19 protein-coding genes are annotated in these 18170 nt (G+C 41.0%); 17 read left to right on the forward strand and 2 right to left on the reverse strand.

Annotated features, from left to right (window positions below; all coding sequences use genetic code 11):
* Window positions 1-179 precede the first annotated feature (179 nt).
* The 3 genes from ZOBGAL_RS19975 to ZOBGAL_RS19985 all read left to right on the forward strand — a co-directional run bounded on the left by ZOBGAL_RS19975 (window position 180) and on the right by ZOBGAL_RS19985 (window position 2191).
* Window positions 180-665: an Hsp20/alpha crystallin family protein gene (locus ZOBGAL_RS19975; protein WP_013995560.1), complete on the forward strand. Its 486-nt coding sequence runs from the start codon at window positions 180-182 to the stop codon at window positions 663-665.
* Window positions 666-744: 79 nt separating this feature from the next.
* On the forward strand, window positions 745-1239 hold the full coding sequence (locus ZOBGAL_RS19980; RefSeq protein ID WP_013995561.1) for a hypothetical protein: 495 nt from the start codon (window positions 745-747) through the stop codon (window positions 1237-1239).
* A gap of 367 nt (window positions 1240-1606) precedes the next feature.
* Window positions 1607-2191, forward strand: coding sequence for a thioredoxin family protein (locus ZOBGAL_RS19985; protein ID WP_013995563.1), 585 nt, complete (start codon window positions 1607-1609; stop codon window positions 2189-2191).
* A 15-nt stretch (window positions 2192-2206) separates the two neighbouring features.
* Here ZOBGAL_RS19985 and ZOBGAL_RS19990 read toward each other — a convergent pair whose 3' ends face one another.
* Window positions 2207-3100, reverse strand: a complete 894-nt coding sequence (locus tag ZOBGAL_RS19990; RefSeq protein WP_013995564.1) for an AraC family transcriptional regulator — start codon at window positions 3098-3100, stop codon at window positions 2207-2209.
* A 524-nt stretch (window positions 3101-3624) separates the two neighbouring features.
* Between ZOBGAL_RS19990 and agaD the strand changes: the two genes are divergently transcribed.
* The 14 genes from agaD (at window position 3625) to ZOBGAL_RS20060 (ending at window position 17289) form a co-directional block, all read left to right on the forward strand.
* Entirely contained in the window at window positions 3625-5058 is a 1434-nt protein-coding gene (gene agaD, locus ZOBGAL_RS19995; protein WP_013995566.1) for a beta-agarase AgaD, read from the forward strand.
* Window positions 5059-5458: 400 nt separating this feature from the next.
* Window positions 5459-5758 carry a putative quinol monooxygenase gene (locus ZOBGAL_RS20000; protein ID WP_013995567.1) on the forward strand — a complete coding sequence of 100 codons (300 nt, stop codon included), beginning with the start codon at window positions 5459-5461 and terminating at the stop codon, window positions 5756-5758.
* Window positions 5759-5819: 61 nt separating this feature from the next.
* On the forward strand, window positions 5820-6293 hold the full coding sequence (locus ZOBGAL_RS20005; RefSeq protein ID WP_013995568.1) for a Dps family protein: 474 nt from the start codon (window positions 5820-5822) through the stop codon (window positions 6291-6293).
* Window positions 6294-6315: 22 nt separating this feature from the next.
* Complete coding sequence (locus tag ZOBGAL_RS20010) at window positions 6316-7260, forward strand: aldo/keto reductase (protein ID WP_013995569.1); 945 nt, start codon at window positions 6316-6318, stop codon at window positions 7258-7260.
* An 18-nt stretch (window positions 7261-7278) separates the two neighbouring features.
* Window positions 7279-8073 (forward strand): SDR family NAD(P)-dependent oxidoreductase, encoded by a 795-nt coding sequence (locus ZOBGAL_RS20015; RefSeq protein ID WP_013995570.1) that lies wholly within the window; start codon window positions 7279-7281, stop codon window positions 8071-8073.
* A gap of 81 nt (window positions 8074-8154) precedes the next feature.
* On the forward strand, window positions 8155-8790 hold the full coding sequence (locus ZOBGAL_RS20020) for an alpha-ketoglutarate-dependent dioxygenase AlkB family protein (RefSeq protein WP_013995571.1): 636 nt from the start codon (window positions 8155-8157) through the stop codon (window positions 8788-8790).
* A 207-nt stretch (window positions 8791-8997) separates the two neighbouring features.
* Complete coding sequence (locus ZOBGAL_RS20025) at window positions 8998-9657, forward strand: oxygen-insensitive NAD(P)H-dependent nitroreductase NfsB (RefSeq protein WP_013995572.1); 660 nt, start codon at window positions 8998-9000, stop codon at window positions 9655-9657.
* A gap of 24 nt (window positions 9658-9681) precedes the next feature.
* Window positions 9682-10689: a zinc-binding alcohol dehydrogenase family protein gene (locus tag ZOBGAL_RS20030; RefSeq protein ID WP_013995573.1), complete on the forward strand. Its 1008-nt coding sequence runs from the start codon at window positions 9682-9684 to the stop codon at window positions 10687-10689.
* A 30-nt stretch (window positions 10690-10719) separates the two neighbouring features.
* Window positions 10720-11187 (forward strand): cupin domain-containing protein, encoded by a 468-nt coding sequence (locus ZOBGAL_RS20035; RefSeq protein WP_013995574.1) that lies wholly within the window; start codon window positions 10720-10722, stop codon window positions 11185-11187.
* A 1-nt stretch (window position 11188) separates the two neighbouring features.
* Window positions 11189-12295, forward strand: coding sequence for an L-dopachrome tautomerase-related protein (locus ZOBGAL_RS20040; RefSeq protein WP_013995575.1), 1107 nt, complete (start codon window positions 11189-11191; stop codon window positions 12293-12295).
* Window positions 12296-12670: 375 nt separating this feature from the next.
* Window positions 12671-14224 carry a DEAD/DEAH box helicase gene (locus ZOBGAL_RS20045; protein ID WP_013995576.1) on the forward strand — a complete coding sequence of 518 codons (1554 nt, stop codon included), beginning with the start codon at window positions 12671-12673 and terminating at the stop codon, window positions 14222-14224.
* Window positions 14225-14463: 239 nt separating this feature from the next.
* Complete coding sequence (kefF, locus tag ZOBGAL_RS20050; protein ID WP_013995578.1) at window positions 14464-15069, forward strand: glutathione-regulated potassium-efflux system oxidoreductase KefF; 606 nt, start codon at window positions 14464-14466, stop codon at window positions 15067-15069.
* The gene (locus ZOBGAL_RS20055; RefSeq protein WP_013995579.1) at window positions 15066-16952 is read left to right on the forward strand and encodes a monovalent cation:proton antiporter-2 (CPA2) family protein; all 1887 of its coding nucleotides are present in this window, start codon (window positions 15066-15068) and stop codon (window positions 16950-16952) included. Before kefF ends, ZOBGAL_RS20055 begins: the two co-directional genes overlap by 4 nt.
* A 10-nt stretch (window positions 16953-16962) precedes the next feature.
* Complete coding sequence (locus tag ZOBGAL_RS20060; RefSeq protein ID WP_013995580.1) at window positions 16963-17289, forward strand: TfoX/Sxy family protein; 327 nt, start codon at window positions 16963-16965, stop codon at window positions 17287-17289.
* A gap of 28 nt (window positions 17290-17317) precedes the next feature.
* Here the strand turns inward: ZOBGAL_RS20060 and ZOBGAL_RS20065 are convergent, their stop codons facing one another.
* The gene (locus ZOBGAL_RS20065; protein WP_013995581.1) at window positions 17318-18049 is read right to left on the reverse strand and encodes an NUDIX hydrolase; all 732 of its coding nucleotides are present in this window, start codon (window positions 18047-18049) and stop codon (window positions 17318-17320) included.
* Window positions 18050-18170: the final 121 nt, after the last annotated feature.

Consider the following 18170-nt stretch of genomic DNA (forward strand, 5'->3'; position numbering starts at 1 on the left):
GAAAAAGTGTCACTTTACATTGTCAAAATGACATTTTCAAAAGTGTTTTTCTAACGCTTTTTCAACCCTTTTTCTTAAAAAGTTTTAAAAGTAAACCACAGTCCGTTTTAAGGCGTATTGTGGTATTTTTTTTGCGGGCATTTCGATGAATTTATTGTTTAACTTAAATCTAATTTATTATGAGCACTTTGGTTAAAAATGCTCCTGAAAAAGGAGGTTTGACAAGAACAAATTCAACTAGTTTATCAACTTACCCCATGCTTTCATCTTGGGTGGATGATCTGTTCACGCGAGATTGGCCATCGGTATTTTCACAAAACTTCAACACGGGAATAAGCTTACCCATGGTGAACATCAAAGAGACCCCCGATGCCTTTTCGGTGGATATGGCCGTACCCGGACTCAATAAATCGAATTTCCATATTGACCTAGACAACCAGGTATTGTCCATTTCAGCCGAGATTACCGAAGAGAACGAAGCCAAGGACGAAAAGTACACCCGTAGGGAGTTTGGCTACTCATCTTTTAAACGGAGCTTTACGCTTCCTGAAACGGTCGACGACAGCCAAATAAAGGCCAACTACCAAGAAGGTATACTCAGCGTATACTTGCCAAAAAAAGAAGAGGCCAAAAAGAAACCGCCCAAACGTATTGCTATTGCATAGAACAGACAAATAACAACGTAAGCGGACCAAGGTATAGGTCCGCTTATTTTCCGAATACAAAACCTAAAATTTATAAGTCATGAGAACATTACCTTTTTTCTTGTTATTGGCTCTCTTGAACCTAGGCTGTAACGCCCAAGAGAGCAAAGACATAGCAGAACACAAAGAAGCGGAAAAACAAATAAACGAAGAGCCAAAGGGCACTTGGAAAGTGAACAAGGAATTTGACGAAAACGGCAACCTGATCCGTTTTGACTCCATCTACTCATGGTCTTCCGGAAACTTAGAAGACTTGGCGGGCCTTGATAAGGATAGCACCCTTCAACAAATGCGCTCAAAATTCTACAGTAGATTTTCACACTTTAACCAAGAGGGATTTGAGGATGTTTTCGGACCGGACTCCTTGTTTACCAAACATTTTTTTAACGACGACTTTTTTGAAAGTCCATTTGGCAAAGATTTTTTCGATTTAGACGCCTGGCATAAACATATGGAAAACAGGCAAAAGGAATTCTTGAAAAAATATAGGTCCCAGTGGAAAGATGACCAACAGCCACAAGAAAGTACGCTATAAAGAGCGTAACAAATCTACATTTCTTATATATTTTGTAAAAACGTTAATATTATTATTTTTTTGTATAAAAAAAGGACAAATAATTGTACTAAATTCAAATACCCCTATATATTTGTCCTTTTTGCACATAAATAGCGGTAGAATAGCATAGAATATATAAAATTTTGAACAAAATTCCTTTTTTTTTACTATAAAATCCTTTTAATTTACTGAAGAGATATTGTTGCTTTACCAGCAAACCACCCTTGGTTAACAAAACCGATGACAGGGCGACATATTACATGGTAAATCAATACAAAAGGAGAGTAGTTCTAGAAGTTTAAATATTCGTGCTTGTCACCAACAAGGACGATGGTAAATTACATTTATGGCATTTGTACTATCAAGTATGATGGAACTAGGTACGAAAGCCCCTAATTTTAGGTTGCGCGATACCGTTTCCAATAACTTTATGAGCCTGTGCGACATCAAATCCGATATAGCTACGGTCATAGTTTTTCTTTGCAACCACTGCCCCTTTGTTCAACACATCAATCCGAAATTGGTGGAAATCGCTAACAAATACCAAGAATTAGGCGTTACATTTATTGCAATCAGTAGCAATGACGTTGAACAAAGTCCCAAAGACGCCCCGGTATTTATGAAGCAAATTGCGGAATACCACAACTATCCTTTTCCTTACCTGTACGACGAGCACCAAAATGCCGCCCTTACCTACGAAGCACAGAGCACCCCTGATTTTTTTGTTTTCGACCACAACATGGAATGTGCCTACTCGGGAAGATTCGACATGACCCGTCCCTGCATTGCAAAAGCTACGGGCCAAGATTTGTGCAAGGCCCTTGACCACCTGATAGAAGGCAAAGAAGTCGATTCTAACCAATACCCCAGCATGGGCTCGAGTATCATTTGGAAAAGAAGCTATACCAACAAGAAGACTGACTTCCCCTAAAAGTTCATTTTTGAACTATACCTGAGCAGAACAGGAGTTTCTCTTTAAGATCATATATTCCCCATTGTTCTTGAATTCCCGAATCGAAGTCCCCGCATAACGTTTAAAGGTTTTGGATAAGTGGCTTACATCGGTAAACCCAAGGTCATCGGCAATCTCGGAAAGGGTAAAGTCGGAGTTTAACAAGCGTATCTCCACCAACTTAAGCTTGGCCTTAATAATATACTCGCGGAGGGATATTTTTACCTGCTTCCTAAAATACTCGCTTACATAGGTGGGCGACATCATAAAAGTCTTTGCCAGGTTATCGATTTTCAAAAGCTCCGGCTTATCGATATGCTCATTGATATAGGCCAACATTTTAGTAATCCGCTCGTCACTGACCTTTTGCGCCATCTCATAATAACTTCCCTTTTTAATGTTGCGGATCAAAAGTTCCAATATACTGGTCATAAGACTGGTTATAAGCTGTACCGATTCCCGCTCATAGCTCCGTGATTCTTGCAATATCATGGTCACCAGATTCTGAAGGTGCTGTCGGTCAAGATCCGTCTTAATGATATCACCTGGCAATTGATTGTAGTTTGAAAGAATATAGGCCGCCTCATTGAACCACTCGTTCCGGTCAATATGCATGCCACGGCTTCCCTTTTTAAAGAAAGAATCGGTGAATTTTAAAAAAACAAATCGCGTCGGCCTAGTTATGGTAAACGAATGACATTTTAAAGGAGGAAGCAAAAAGACACTGTCCTTCGTATAAGGATAGTGATTGTAATTGATACACTGGGTACCCGAACCTTCCTTAATAAGAACCAATTCAAAAAAATTGTTTTTGACGGGACGCTGTTTCCAATCCGTCAATTCTATTTCTTGTATTTCAAAAGGTTTATGAGCTTCTAATACTTGCATGTTTGTTTGATTTATTCAAAATCATCCGTTAAAATTAAAAAAAATAATAGTACAAGTGGTGTATCCGAGCCCAAAAACCTTTTATTGTACAAAAATATCCAATTTTTATACCACACGTGGCTAGAGCGAAACTAGTTCCCATCGCAAGGTTTCCTTTCTAAAAACACCCTTCAAAACCACCTTATGTTTATAGGCCAATAGCCATAGCAAAATGATGCTTATTAAGGTCATTTTGACCCTTTTTCACCACAACCAAGGAGACATAATTATAAGTTTACGCCTTAAATATTATAAGTAAATACTATAAATATTGTAGGAATTAAAATAATAAATAAAAATAATTATTTTTTTTAATTCCTGCGTTAACCCTATATAATTCAGCGGACCATCGGTAAAATGCAACTTCTTTTAATCGACTACAAAAACCATGTTTAGTTTTTGTCAAGTCGCCTTTATTTAATTATACGTCCTAAAGATTAATTTGGACGTGTTAATTTTTTTAAGAACCCTAAAATCAAATACAAATGAAAAGAAGTATCCTACTTGCGATTATCGCATTTTTACAGTTTTTTACATCCTACGGACAATACGATTGGGACAACGTGCCCATACCGGCCAATGCTGGGGCCGGCAAAACATGGAAGCTGCAAACCGCCGCCAGTGACGATTTCAACTACACCTTTAATCCCACGAACAATGTGGTAGATTTTGGTCCCAATGGAAATATGAAATGGTACAACAAATACCACAATCGTCCCAATGGGCAACCCAATAATTTTGAAGGCCCCGGCCCGACCAAATGGATGCAAAACCATGTAGCCGTTTCTGGAGGCAACCTGAACATTTGGGCATCTCGAATTCCCGGAGCCACAAAATCCTTTACCGGCTCAAACAACACCCCTATAAGTAGACCCGAGACTAGGGCCGGTTGTATCACCAATAAAACGCGGGTAAAATATCCGGTATTCGTAGAAGCCAGGGTAAAAGTCATGAATTCCACCTTGGCCTCCGATATTTGGCTATTGAGTCCTGATGACACCCAGGAAATCGATATTATGGAATGCTATGGAGGCCCTGGAAACGACAACAGGAACAGTTATTTTGCATCTAAGATCCACTTGAGCCACCATGTTTTTATCAGACCCCCTAATTTTAAGGATTACCAACCCGCCGACCTTAATAGCTGGTGGGGCAAAAACGGCGTAACCCAATGGGGAGGCAAAACCATCAGGATCGGGGTGAACTGGGTATCCCCAACACGACTGGAGTATTTTGTAGACGGACAAATGGTAAGGATATTGGACAACGACGCCGTACAGACAAGGTTGGCCGATGGCACTTGGCAATATACCTACCCGGCCGGTGTTACGAGCACAGGGGTAAACGGACAACTGATCAAGGAGAATGGCTATCAAAAAATGAATATCGCATCTAGCTTAAGCGACGCCAAAAACAAGTCGAACATTAGCGTTATCGACCCCTTTAATTACTTAAACAACGGCAGAAAATTTAGCAAAGAGATGGATATCATCATTAATGTGGAAGACCAAAGTTGGCAAGCCGAAGCCTATCGATCCCCCAATGCTGCGGAGATGGCCAACTTTTACGACAACAACTTATTGGTAGACTGGATCCGGGTTTACAAACCTGTGAACGCAAGTGCCGCCAATAGTGCCGAAACTACATCGACTGTAGAAAAACCCGCTAGTTTTGAGCCTCAAGGCCAACCTACGGAAAAATTACAGGTATACCCCGTTCCCGCAACGGATGTATTGAACATTTCGCAATCCGATTATGTTGAAGCCAGAGTGTACAACCTAAAAGGTTGGGTTATGCTAAGGAAAGATGTGATCGATCAAAAAATCGATGTTTCTTCCCTGAAAAAGGGCATCTATATATTGGAAATTACCAAAGCCACCGGTGAGACGGTAAAACAAAAAATCGTTATCTCCGAGTAAATCCCCCTATTTCATATCTATGCCCAAAACAGTTGATTTCTGTTTTGGGCTTTTTCTTTTTACAAACCTTCATTTGTACACAAATACCCATTTTTTATACACCAAACGAACTATAAGCCTACCTTATCTTTGTATGACATAAAGCCAGTGCCGAGCTTAGCCCTCAAAGCTTTTTAAAGACCTCTTCTACAAATCAATACGAGCTGTACCAGAAGTCCTTATAAAGTCATAGGGGAGCACTGTTTAAACCTTCGTTCAGACGGAATGGCAGCTAATCAAAAAGGAACGGTTTATGTGTTTACATACACCCCCTCCAAATCTTAAACGTCAAAAAACTCGAGCCCGTAGGTATGGGCAAAACCGAATTAATAACAACACATAACACTAAAGAAAAAACAACATGAAAAAATCGTATTTGACCATAGTCGCCAAAATTGTGGTAAAAGAAGGACACAGGGAGTTTGTAAAGGCCGAATTGCTCAAGTTGTTGGACAGCACGAGGGCAGAAGAAGGTAATATCTGTTACGACCTACACCAAGACAACGAAAACCCCAATCTCTTTCTGTTTTTCGAAAGATGGGTAAACCGCGAGTTGTGGCAGGCCCATATGAAAAACGAACAATTGGCTCATTACCTAAAGGTCACCGAAGGCAAAATAGAAGAATTTACCTTGAACGAAATGACAGAAATAGTAAACTGATCACAAACAGCACACGCAGCCCATGCGTGTGTTTTTTTTAACACCATAGAATATTAGGGACATGAAAACGAATATCGGTATTTCAGAAGAAAACAGACAGGCCGTAGCCGATGAATTGGCCAAACTGCTGGCGGACGAATACGTATTGTACACCAAAACCAGAAACGCCCATTGGAATGTTGAAGGCCCCGATTTTTATGACAAGCATAAATTTTTCGAGACTCAGTACGAGGAATTGGCAGAAAGGGTAGATAACATTGCGGAACGCATACGTTCTTTGGGACACTATGCCCCGGCCACCCTAAAAGAGTTTTTGGCCTTGACGCACTTGACCGAACGCGAACAGAACGATAATAGTTCCACCGGATTTATTAAAGAATTACTGCAAGACCACGAGACCATTTGTATTCATCTCAGGGAGATTATTATTCCTTTGGCGGACACATACAAAGATTTGGGAACCAGTGATTTTATCACCGCCTTATTGGAAGAACACGAGAAAACGGCGTGGTTCTTAAGGGCTCATTTAAAATAGCATAATTATAGACAGGATTAAGATGAAAAAAGTAAACATAGAAAATACAGATCTAGAAGTATCACGAATTAATTTTGGGGGCAATGTCTTTGGTTGGACATTGGACGAAAAGCAATCCTTTGAAATTTTAGATGCCTTTACCGATGCCGGCCTTAATTTTATAGATACCGCCGACACCTATAGTTGGTGGGTAAATGGGGTAGGAGGTCAATCGGAGACCATTATCGGAAAATGGATGAAAGAGCGGGGCAACAGGGACCAAATAGTGCTGGCCACCAAAGTAGGTTCCGAAACCAAGGAACACCCCAATGACATTAGCAAGAAGCATATTCTAAAGTCCGTTGACGAGTCGCTACTACGCCTTCAGACCGACTACATAGACTTGTACTACACCCATTTTGACGATGATGTTACCCCAGTGGAAGAAACGCTGTCCACCTACGATGAAATCATAAAGGCAGGCAAGGTACGCCATATTGCGGCCTCCAATCTATCGCCCGAAAGATTGGTTGAGTCCTTTAAGGTGTCTGAAGCGAACAACCTTCCCAAATACGTGGCCTTACAACCGCATTACAACTTAGTGGAGCGTGAAGGGTACGAAAGCAAATATGCCGGGATTGTTGAAGAATACGGACTAAGTGTAATGACCTATTTTTCTTTGGCAAGTGGATTCCTGACCGGTAAATATCGTTCTGAGGATGATTTGAACAAAAGTGTTCGTGGAGGTAGCGTAAAGCAATACTTGACCCCAAAAGGTTTGGAAATCATCAAGGCCCTCGATACCGTTTCGGAAAAACACGGCACCAAACCGGCAACGGTGGCCCTGGCCTGGTTAATGGCCCAACCACATGTTGCGGCACCCATTGTAAGCGCCACTAGCAAAAGTCAATTGCAAACCTTGTTCGACGCCCCTAAATTGAATTTAGATACAGAAGACCTGGAATTACTTGAAACAGCCAGCAAATAACTTTTAAAAGAGAAGAAAATGGATTTAAGAATTAAAGACAAAATCGCCTTTATCAGCGGCTCTACCGCAGGTATCGGTTACGCCACAGCAGAGCGTTTTTTAAACGAAGGCGCCACGGTTATCATTAACGGCAGAAAACAAGAATCGGTTGACGCTGCGGTAGAAAAACTAAAGGCAAGTACCCAAAGTAATAATGTTTCGGGGGTTGCAGCGGATTTTTCTAAAGTGGAGGATATTGACAGGCTGCTCAAGGAAGTGCCCGAAGTAGACATCTTGGTAAATAACACCGGTATTTTCGAACCTAAGGCATTTGTCGATATTCCCGATGAGGACTGGTTTCGTTTTTTTGAGGTCAATGTCATGAGCGGCATCCGTTTGTCTCGTCATTATTTCCCGAAAATGCTGAAGAAAAACTGGGGCCGTATCATTTTTATCTCCAGTGAATCGGCCGTATTCATTCCCGATGAGATGATCCATTACGGAATGACAAAAACCGCACAATTGGCCGTGAGCAGGGGATTGGCGGAATTGACCAAAGGCACTAATGTTACGGTGAATTCCATTCTACCAGGACCGACAAAATCAAAAGGCGTAAGTGGTTTTATTAAAGATTTGGCCAAGGCCGATAACCTTTCCGAGGAAGCCGTTGAAGAGAATTTCTTTAAAAACATGCGCCCAACATCCTTGATTGGACGCTTTGCCTCTGTCGATGAAGTTGCCAATACCATTGTATATTATTGTAGTGAATTGGCCTCGGCTACCAATGGGGCATCGATTAGGGTTGAAGGCGGATTGATCCGGTCTATCCTGTAAGGCAATGGGTAACATAAAAAGCTGCTGGTAGATTTGGGTTCCTAGTTCGGTTTAAATAAGAATGGTTTAAGGAAGGAAGAGATGGATTTATTTAATCAGGGGGACTTATTTTCAACAAATGAAGTCCGTAAAACGGAATTTGATCTACCAGGAGCCGATGTTACCTTATTCGAGAATTTCTTTAGTTTAGAAGAGAGCAATAGGCTATTCAATAACTTATTAAAAAACACTCCTTGGCAACAAGAGCATATTACCATTCACGGTAAAAATGTGAATTACCCACGACTGACCGCTTGGTATGGCGATGTTAGCAAGGATATTCAATACACGAATACAAAAAGTAAAATGCACTTATGGAATGCAGATTTACTTTTTATAAAAGAGCGAATAGAGCAGGAGGTCAGCGTTAATTTCACACGCTGCTTACTGAATTATTACAGAGATGGCAAAGACAGCGTAGACTGGCATCAAGATTACAAGGGAGACCAAAGAAAGAACACCGCTATCGCTTCGGTAACCTTTGGGGCTACCAAGCCCTTTCAATTAAAACATGTGTCAAGAACAGATTTAAAACGCATTGATATTCCGTTGACGAGTGGCAGCCTTTTATTGATGCAAGGGGCTACACAGCAAAACTATAAGCATAAGATACCTAAAACCGCTAAGCAAATCAAACCAAGGATCAACTTGACATTTAGGTGGCTTCCCCAAAGGTAACCTTGTACTTATAAAGGCTTACTATATAATCAACGGAGTGATTTCTCCCATTTTTCTTAAAAAACCCTGTTTATTGGGGGAATTTTATGACCAAGTCCCTCCAAAACCTTTTTTTGTACCAACAACACCTTTTTTTATACACCAATTCGAACATGTCACCTATTTATCTTTGCCATAAAATATTCAATCAATATAATAACAACACAAATGAGCCTAAGAGAAATATTGAACTGGAGGTACACCACCAAAGCGTATGACGCAAGTAAAAAAATATCCGATGCGGATATGGCGGAAATCAAGAATCTTCTAAGGATGAGTCCATCCAGTGTTAACTTACAACCTTGGCATTTTATCATTGCCGAAACGGAAGAAGGAAAAGCACGCATGGCAAAAGGAACCCAAGGATTTTTTCATTTTAACGAACCCAAGATAAGCAATGCCTCGGCCGTGGTTTTGTTTTGTTCAAAAACCGATGCGGACGAAGACTACTACAAGCATATTGCCGACACTGAAGACAAAAACGGAAGATTCCCCAACGAGGATATAAAAAATGGATTTTTAGGTGCCGTTAAAACATTTGCCGGTATCCATAAATACGATCTAAAGGACCTGCAACACTGGATGGAGAAACAAGTTTACCTTAACATAGGAAGCTTCTTATTGGGCGTGGCAAGTTTAGGTATCGACGCAACGCCCATGGAAGGAATCGATGTGAAGGCTTTGGATGAAGAATTCGGATTAAGGGAAAAAGGATATACTGCTTTGGTAGCCGTTTCCTTAGGATATAGAGCGGAATCCGATTTCAATTCTACGGATAAAACACCAAAATCCAGATTGCCCGAAAGCGAAATTTTAACGGTGATATAAATTCATTCAAAATACGAAACCAAGATGAAAGCAATAGGATACAAAGAGAATTTACCAATTGAGAACGTAAATTCTTTACAGGACATAAAATTAGAAACTCCAAAAGCTACAGGAAAAGACATTTTAGTTGAAATAAAAGCCATTTCCGTAAACCCGGCGGATTATAAAGTACGGGGCGGAATGCCTGTTGAGGGCGATGATTGGAAGGTTATCGGCTGGGATGCTACCGGTGTTGTTAAAGAAGTAGGAGAGGATGTTACCCTCTTTAAGGTCGGTGACGAAGTTTGGTATGCGGGCGATTTTACAAGGCAAGGAAGTTATGCACAGTTTCAAGTTGTAGATGAACGTATCGTGGGCAAAAAACCAGCGAGCTTGTCTTATGCGGAAGCAGCTGCCTTACCCTTGACTTCACTTACGGCCTGGGAAATGTTGTTCGATAGATTGGAAGTCGCCAAAAACGATGCCAGTAAATCCATTTTAGTCATAGGTGCCGCTGGTGGAGTGGGTTCGATTTTGGTGCAATTGGCCAAGAAACTTACCCAACTGAATATCATTGCTACGGCTTCCCGTGAAGAAACTACGGCTTGGTTAAAGGAATTGGGTGCCGACTCGGTTATCAACCACAGGAATAAATTAAGCGAGGAGTTTGAAAAATACGATTTGCCGGCTCCCGAATATGTAGTGAGCCTAAACGCAACGGAACAACATGTGGAGGAAATTGCCAAGTTGATCAAACCCCAAGGTAAATTCGGGTTTATAGACGACCCAAAATCGTTGAACGTAATGCCTTTTAAAGGAAAAGCGGTTTCTACGCATATCGAATTGATGTTTACGCGCTCTATGTTCCAGACAGAGGATATGATCGAGCAGCATAACATCTTGAACGAAGTTTCTGAATTGATAGACAACGGAACCATCCGAACCACTTTAGGTGAGCACTTCGGAACCATAAATGCCGAAAACCTCCGTAAAGCCCACGCTTTTTTGGAAACGGGAAAAGCAAAAGGAAAGATTGTTTTGGAAGGATTTTAGACACCATGAGTCAAATAATTTAAATAGAAAATGAAAACTACTTTTAAAATATTGGTTATAGCAGCACTATACGCTGGAACTACGGCCAATGCACAGGTAACAACAATAGATTCCATAGCCACCTCAAAAGTGCAGCATTTCAATTTTGATGAAATGGCATCGGAAACCATTGGAGAGGGAATAAAACGCAAGTGGTTTCACGGCGAAAAAGGACAAATGACCATTTTCGATTTGGAAGAAGGCGCACATATTCCTTGGCACCAACATCCGAACGAGCAGATTACCTATATCATGTCCGGAAAGGTAAAAATCAAGACCCTGGTCGATGGCAAAGAAGAGTTTGTAATTGTTTCGGGCGGAGAGGTCATTGTATTCCCTGAAAACGTACCGCATGAATTTTGGGCCTTGGAAAAAACGGTAGACTTAGATGTGCACGTTCCTGTTCGTAAAGATTGGTTGAGCAAAGAATTACCGGATTATTTAAAAAAGAGCGAATAAGATGAAAAAGCAAATAATCGCACTAAGTATAATTCTATCGGCCATGACTATAAATGCCCAAAAACCATTGGCCAGGGCGGAAGTTTTTGCGACCGTAGATCAAGCTGTCGGGAATATTGCCTTTACCAACGAAGGGGATTTGGTATACAGTCACCATCCATTTTTTGCCCCGGAAATTCGAGTGGTCAAGTTTGATAAAGAAACGAACACAACTACGCCATTTCCCAATTTGGAATGGAACACCCCTAGGGATACCGACGACAATTACCTGAGCAATGTTTTGGGTATCCGTAATGATGAAAACGGGATTATCTGGATGCTCGATATGGCCCAACGCAACGATGTTACGCCTAAAATCGTGGGTTGGAATACAAAAACCGATAAATTAGAACGTATTTATTACTTGCCAAAATCGGCAGTGCCGGCAATATCACAGCCCAACGATATGGTGGTCGATACCAAACACGGCTATTTTATCATAGCCGATGAAGGCATTGGCAATGGGGGAGATGGGAGCAAGGCAGCTTTTATCATCGTAGATATGAAAACAGGCAAAACGCGTCGTGTTTTAGAAGGTACCCGCACTACGAAACCTGAAAATACTCCTACCGTAATCAATGGCAAGCATCTGGCAGTAAATGGAAAGGACTTGCTGATCGGAAATGACGGAATTACAGCCGATGCTAATTTTGAATATGTCTATTACGGACCTTTGAACGGCACCAAAATCTACAGGGTCAAAACCTTGGACCTCGTGGACGAAACCCTAACAGAGGCCGAGCTGGACCAAAAAATTGAAACCTATTCCGAAAAACCCAACAATGGGGGAATGTCGATTGACAAAGAGGGCAATCTCTATTTAACCGCTTTGGAAACCAAGAGTGTCGCTGTGGTTCTCGCAAAAGACCGAAATGTTCATACGATGATAAAGGACGATAATCTGGTATGGCCCGATGGGGTGAGTTATAACCATACCGATGGTTACATGTATGTCTCGGCCGCCCAGGTAAACCATGGGGCCGTATTTAACGACGGGAAGGACAAATCAACAAAACCGTTTTACATTTTCAGGTTTAAACCAATTGAAGAAGGGGTTTCTTTTCGATAAATTCACACGCTCCAATAGTGACTAAAAAATGTTCTACCTAAAGGAAGTGTAAACAGCTTCCCATTGAAGAAAAAAACAAAGGATTATTTAGAAATATGGGTAGATAGCATCCATTCGGTTGTCATCGGATCAGTATAAGGAAGAAGCCACAACATATTGTGGCTTCTTCTGTTTTAGATAAGGCCTTCCGATGCAATAGGCCAACTAGCGAGGAAACGCACGTTATTGTGGGTAACTTCCTGAGAGCGATACGATAAATTCCCCGCAATGGATATCATTTATGAAAATCGAGAGGAATTATTCCGGAAAGCCTTTCAATAGATTAGTAATAACTTATTGAAGGTATTACCTTTGCAGGCTACAGAAAAAGATAACATGCCAGAGACTCAATTTGAACTACAAGAAAAGAAAACGGACAAAGAACTTTACAGCTACCAGCAAGGTGCTATTAATCAAATATTTGAAAAGTTCGATAATGAAAGAGATGACTACCACCTGTTATATCAATTACCCACTGGTGGCGGAAAGACCGTAATTTTTTCCGAAATAGTCCGGCAATACCTTAAAAACCACTCGAAAAAGGTCTTGGTCATGACACACCGAGTAGAACTCTGCAACCAGACTTCCAAAATGCTCACCAGTTTTGGAGTGGTCAATAAAGTTGTCGATAGCAAAGCCAATTTAGATGACCATGAACGCTACAGTTGCTATGTGGCCATGGTAGAAACATTGAACAACAGGCTTAACGACGGCATATTGGATATCTCTGACGTTGGTTTGGTCATTATAGATGAAGCCCATTACAATTCCTTTACAAAACTGTTTAAATTTTTCGAAAACTCCTTTATCCTTGGGGTTACCGCTACCCCCTTAAGTTCCAATAAGGACTTACCCATGAACCGCAACTACGATGAGTTGATTCCTGGGGAATCCATAGAAAATTTAATTAAAAATGATTTTTTGGCCAGGGCCGAAACCTACCAGTATGATATGGGGTTGACTTCTTTGGAGGTAGGTTCCAATGGGGATTATACGGTTAAATCTTCTTCGGACCTCTATACGAGTCCGTCCATGTTAAATAAATTACTGGAAGCTTATACGACCCATTCCAAGGGCAAAAAAACGCTGATATTCAACAACGGTATAGAAACCTCTATCCAGGTATACCACACCTTTAACAGTGCGGGCTTGCCCATTATGCATTTAGACAATACCGCTACCAAAAAACAACGAAAACATATTTTAAAGTGGTTTCATGAAACTCCCGACGCGATACTTACATCGGTAAGTATTTTGACGACTGGTTTTGATGAACCCACTATAGATACCATAATCCTAAACCGGGCCACAAAATCCTTGACCTTGTACTACCAAATGATTGGTAGGGGGTCTAGGGTCTTGAACAACAAATCTAAATTTACCGTTATCGATCTTGGTAACAATATCTATCGTTTTGGTCCTTGGGGTGCAGATTTAGACTGGGAGGCCATTTTTAAATCACCTAATTTCTACATAGACCGTATCAAGGACGATGAAGCTATTGAAAGTACCTTTAAACATGAGTTGGCCGAGGACATTCGATCAGAATTTTCAAAATCTAAAGAGACTTATCTAGATATTAATGCCATTTACAAGGAAGCCACCTTTTCCGGGGAATCGTCTAAAGTGGTGTTGGAAAAATCCATTGAACAACATGCCTATATCTGTATAGAAAATAGCGAAGATGTATATGATGCCCTTGCATTGGCAAAGTTACTTAAAGAAGACATTGACAATAGGATACAAGTCTATGGCAAGTGTATCAGTAAAAGCACCTATAATTTTATAAGTTGGCTAAAACTGGATTACCAAAAAAAGCTCAACGCCTATCTTAGAGAAAATTTTGATGCCGTCTTTGAACAAATTCACGGCCATCCACCAGAAGATTAATCAAGTCCTATCATCTAAAAATAACGTGTTTTTTTGGCGCATCTAACCCTCCTTAAAATAGGGTACATGTACAATGATACTCTAATTTGGGCCGATGCTTACGACAAGGCCAAAATTGAAGAGTTGCTTGCATTGAGCGATAATATAATATTCCATTAGAATAGATTATGGGAATATATTTTTCATAAAAAGAAAATAAGATCGAATTTTCGCAAAGTACTTTCGACTAAATTCGCAATATGAAAAATATATTGGTTCTATTTTCTCACCCTAAGTTTGAAAAATCTAGGGCGAATGTCATTCTAGTCGATAAGATTAAAGATAAAGAGGGGGTAACGTTTCACGACCTATATGAACGTTACCCCGACTTCAATATAGATGTAGATGCCGAAAAAGCGCTCATGAGTGCGCACGATATAATTATCTTCCATCACCCATTTTACTGGTACAGCTGCCCACCTTTAATGAAACAATGGATAGATGTGGTCTTGGAGTTCGGGTGGGCCTACGGACCAAATGGCACGGCTCTACAGTCTAAGAAATGCTTAAACGTTATCACTACCGGAGGCAGCAGGGAACTTTACTGCTCACAAGGAAGCAATAGTTATTCGGTAACCGAGTTCTTGCGACCTTTTGAACAAACGGCTAATTTGTGCGGTATGCAGTATCTACCACCTTTTGCGGTTATGGGCACACATAGAATACCAATTGAAGAGTTGCACGCCTACGCCGAGCAATACGATCGGTTATTGGATGTATTGCAACAAAATCTAAAGCGGGCCGATGTTCGCGGCTTTTCCTTTATAAACGATATTCCCCAATTACAAACAACAGATAAGATATGACAGGAAGTATTCTTTTTGAAGCCATAGTCTTTTTATTGGGCGCTATTATTTGTGTATCTATCGCCAAACGACTGGGGCTAAGTTCGGTATTGGGCTATTTGTTGGCCGGGGTATTGATCGGCCCCTATGTATTGGGATTTATCGGTAACGAAGGGGAAGACATTCTTCACTTTGCCGAATTTGGCGTGGTGATGATGTTGTTCTTGATCGGTCTGGAAATTGAACCCAAGAATTTCTGGAAAATGCGAAAAACCATAGTCGGTATGGGAGGGCTTCAGGTAGCGGCCACCATGCTGCTTTCGTATTTCCTTTTTATTCTATTTGGGTTTAACAAAACCGTTGCCTTGACATTGGCTATGGCCACCGCCTTGTCTTCCACGGCCATTGCCCTGCAGACCATAAAAGAAAAAGGTTTGTTGAATACCAATTTTGGACAATCTTCATTCTCCATATTGCTGTTCCAGGATATCATTGTGATTTTCATGCTCGGCGCCTTGCCCTTATTGGCCAATACGGATAAGCCCACTGTTGAACACAGTAGCGAACACGCCAATTTGCTTCAAAATCTCCCCCTAGGTCTACAGACCCTGACGATTTTGGTGTCGGTAGTGGCCATTGTGGTCGCAGGGAAGTACCTTATAGTACCAATGTTGCGAAAAGTGGCCAAGACAGGGGTCAGGGAACTATTGATTGCCGCCGCCCTGCTTATTGTTTTCGGAATTTCCTTTTTAATGGAACTGGTCGGATTGAGTCCTGCCCTAGGGGCCTTCCTTGGCGGTGTAGTCTTGTCGAATAGTGAATTCAAACACGAATTGGAAAGCACCCTTGAACCGTTTAAAAACTTGCTATTAGGTCTGTTCTTTATGGCCGTAGGCGCTTCCATCAATTTTATCGTAATTGCGAACAGCCCATTGACCGTTGGGGGCATTTTACTCGCCGTTATAGTGCTAAAAGCCTTGGCGCTCTTTATTACGGGCTCGGTATTCAAATTAAAATTAAACCAGAAATTACTGTTGACTTTCGGACTCGCACAAATAGGGGAGTTCGCCTTTGTACTGTTGTCGTTCGCATTTCAATTGAACATTTTGGAACAGGATCAATTGGACATGATGCTGGTGGTTACGGCATTGACCATGACCTTTACCCCGATCATTGGCATGGTAAACGAACGTCTGCTTTTGCCCCGTTTGGGCACCAAGGAATCCATAAAAAGGCCCATGGACCACATAGCCAAGTCGCAAAAAGTAATTTTGGTGGGTTTCGGACATTTTGGAAGCACTGTGGGCCGATTTCTGCGCACCCATGGCGTAGAGGCCACCATCTTGGACCACGACTCCAATCGTGTCGATTTTTTGCGCAAAATGGGTTTTGAGGTCTATTATGGCGACGCCACTAGAACCGACCTACTGGAATCTGCGGGAATAGCCGAGGCCAATATTCTAATTTGTGCCATGGACAACCCCGATGTCATCAAGCAATTGGCCAAGACGGTTAAGGACAAATATCCACAGGTTAAAATCATGGTCCGTGCCAAAAACAGGTACGTAGCCTACGAGTTTCTAAATATGGAAATAGACCATATTTACAGGGAATCATTGGAAACTTCCCTTAAACTGGCGAGTGAAGTCCTTAGTCAAATGGGCTTTAGAAAATACACCTTACAGCGCCAAGTGCAGAACTTTATCAAATACGATGAAGACAGCCTTAGGCGTCTGGCCAAAGAAGGTCAAATAGGGGACGATAATTATATTTTTAAGGCGCGGAAAGAACTCGAACAACAAGAAAAATTATTGGAACAGGACTTCAAACGTGGGATTGTCGAGTTCGATAGCCACTGGGATAGTGAACAGATCAGGATGGCCCTAGAAAACCCAGAGACATAATGTTTTTCCCATGAAGGTAACCGAAGGTTTCTTAGCCTATGTTTTAGACCAGTTGGCCCAATGGGAAGGCGTCTATACCCAAAAAATGTTCGGAGGTGTGGGCTTATTTTACGAAGGCCTAATGTTCGGTCTGGTCTATAACGATTCGGTAGCCCTAAAAGTCGATCTTAGTAACCAGTCAAAATATATAGCAGCGGGAGAAGCCCCCATTACCGTATTTAAAACCAACACCCCATTGCCTTCATACTATACCGTACCTGGTTCGGTCTTCGAAAATGCAAGCGATTTTGTGTCTTGGGCAAAGGAATCGTACCAAATACAGGTTCAAAAGCTCTAAAATCCCAAAAGGATACAAGTCTTAGAAATCAAATATTTATCAGGTAATTTTTCTTAAACATCTTTTCGTACAGATCTAAGCTGAACATATAAAGCTGGGCAGGTCTTTTTGATACCCCAACTTGTTTTTCATCTAGGGCTATAATGTATTTTTTCTTAATTAGTTTCCTCCTGAAATTTCTATTATCGATTTCTATTCCCAAGATAGATTGGTAGAGATCCTGAACTTCATTTATGGTAAACTTATCAGGAAGGAGCTTAAAAATAATGGGCTCCGATAAGCATTTTGTCTTAAGATCTTCATAAGCCTCCAATATGATCTTTTCGTGGTCAAATCCGAGTTCGGGCAAATCGTTGACGGGAAACCACTTGGCCTGGTACTTATTGTTCTTTAAGTCAACATCGTCCGTTTTCAATAAAAAGTAATACGCAATAGTGATGGTTCTTGAATTGAATCCTTCATTCCGAATCCAGATAAGGTCTTTCTCGTTCGTTAATCGATCCGGATTTCCAAAGGCCTTAAACTGCTTTTTGTACTGGTCGGTCAAACCGGTCAATTCCTTTAAAACCCTGGTTGCCGTTTCATCAAGGGTTTCCTTTTGATAAACGTGATAACCCGTCAGCACATAATCGTTTACCAAGACCTCTTCTTCCCTTTCCAAAAATCGTTTGATCAATAAAACATTTAAGGATTTAGTGTTTATATCATATCCAAAAACGACACAATCAACGGATATATTCAATATTTTTTCGGGTTCCATAAGTAAGTTGTATTACGAAAATAGAGATTTACAATATTTGAGGTGAATATAATAAAATTAAGTATAAACGTACTTCATACGCTATAAAATAACACCTATTCGTTTTATCAAATGCGTACAA

The organism is Zobellia galactanivorans (assembly GCF_000973105.1).
GTDB lineage: Bacteria > Bacteroidota > Bacteroidia > Flavobacteriales > Flavobacteriaceae > Zobellia > Zobellia galactanivorans.

Coding starts and splice junctions, on each gene's coding strand:
- ZOBGAL_RS19980 (WP_013995561.1), top strand. CDS start 745: ATGAGAACATTACCTTTTTTCTTGTTATTGGCTCTCTTGAACCTAGGC.
- ZOBGAL_RS20015 (WP_013995570.1), top strand. CDS start 7,279: ATGGATTTAAGAATTAAAGACAAAATCGCCTTTATCAGCGGCTCTACC.
- ZOBGAL_RS20010 (WP_013995569.1), top strand. CDS start 6,316: ATGAAAAAAGTAAACATAGAAAATACAGATCTAGAAGTATCACGAATT.
- ZOBGAL_RS19985 (WP_013995563.1), top strand. CDS start 1,607: ATGGCATTTGTACTATCAAGTATGATGGAACTAGGTACGAAAGCCCCT.
- ZOBGAL_RS19975 (WP_013995560.1), top strand. CDS start 180: ATGAGCACTTTGGTTAAAAATGCTCCTGAAAAAGGAGGTTTGACAAGA.
- ZOBGAL_RS20025 (WP_013995572.1), top strand. CDS start 8,998: ATGAGCCTAAGAGAAATATTGAACTGGAGGTACACCACCAAAGCGTAT.
- ZOBGAL_RS20060 (WP_013995580.1), top strand. CDS start 16,963: ATGAAGGTAACCGAAGGTTTCTTAGCCTATGTTTTAGACCAGTTGGCC.
- ZOBGAL_RS19990 (WP_013995564.1), bottom strand. CDS start 3,100: ATGCAAGTATTAGAAGCTCATAAACCTTTTGAAATACAAGAAATAGAA.
- ZOBGAL_RS20035 (WP_013995574.1), top strand. CDS start 10,720: ATGAAAACTACTTTTAAAATATTGGTTATAGCAGCACTATACGCTGGA.
- ZOBGAL_RS20055 (WP_013995579.1), top strand. CDS start 15,066: ATGACAGGAAGTATTCTTTTTGAAGCCATAGTCTTTTTATTGGGCGCT.
- ZOBGAL_RS20020 (WP_013995571.1), top strand. CDS start 8,155: ATGGATTTATTTAATCAGGGGGACTTATTTTCAACAAATGAAGTCCGT.
- ZOBGAL_RS20000 (WP_013995567.1), top strand. CDS start 5,459: ATGAAAAAATCGTATTTGACCATAGTCGCCAAAATTGTGGTAAAAGAA.
- ZOBGAL_RS20045 (WP_013995576.1), top strand. CDS start 12,671: ATGCCAGAGACTCAATTTGAACTACAAGAAAAGAAAACGGACAAAGAA.
- ZOBGAL_RS20040 (WP_013995575.1), top strand. CDS start 11,189: ATGAAAAAGCAAATAATCGCACTAAGTATAATTCTATCGGCCATGACT.
- ZOBGAL_RS20005 (WP_013995568.1), top strand. CDS start 5,820: ATGAAAACGAATATCGGTATTTCAGAAGAAAACAGACAGGCCGTAGCC.
- kefF (WP_013995578.1), top strand. CDS start 14,464: ATGAAAAATATATTGGTTCTATTTTCTCACCCTAAGTTTGAAAAATCT.
- ZOBGAL_RS20065 (WP_013995581.1), bottom strand. CDS start 18,049: ATGGAACCCGAAAAAATATTGAATATATCCGTTGATTGTGTCGTTTTT.
- ZOBGAL_RS20030 (WP_013995573.1), top strand. CDS start 9,682: ATGAAAGCAATAGGATACAAAGAGAATTTACCAATTGAGAACGTAAAT.
- agaD (WP_013995566.1), top strand. CDS start 3,625: ATGAAAAGAAGTATCCTACTTGCGATTATCGCATTTTTACAGTTTTTT.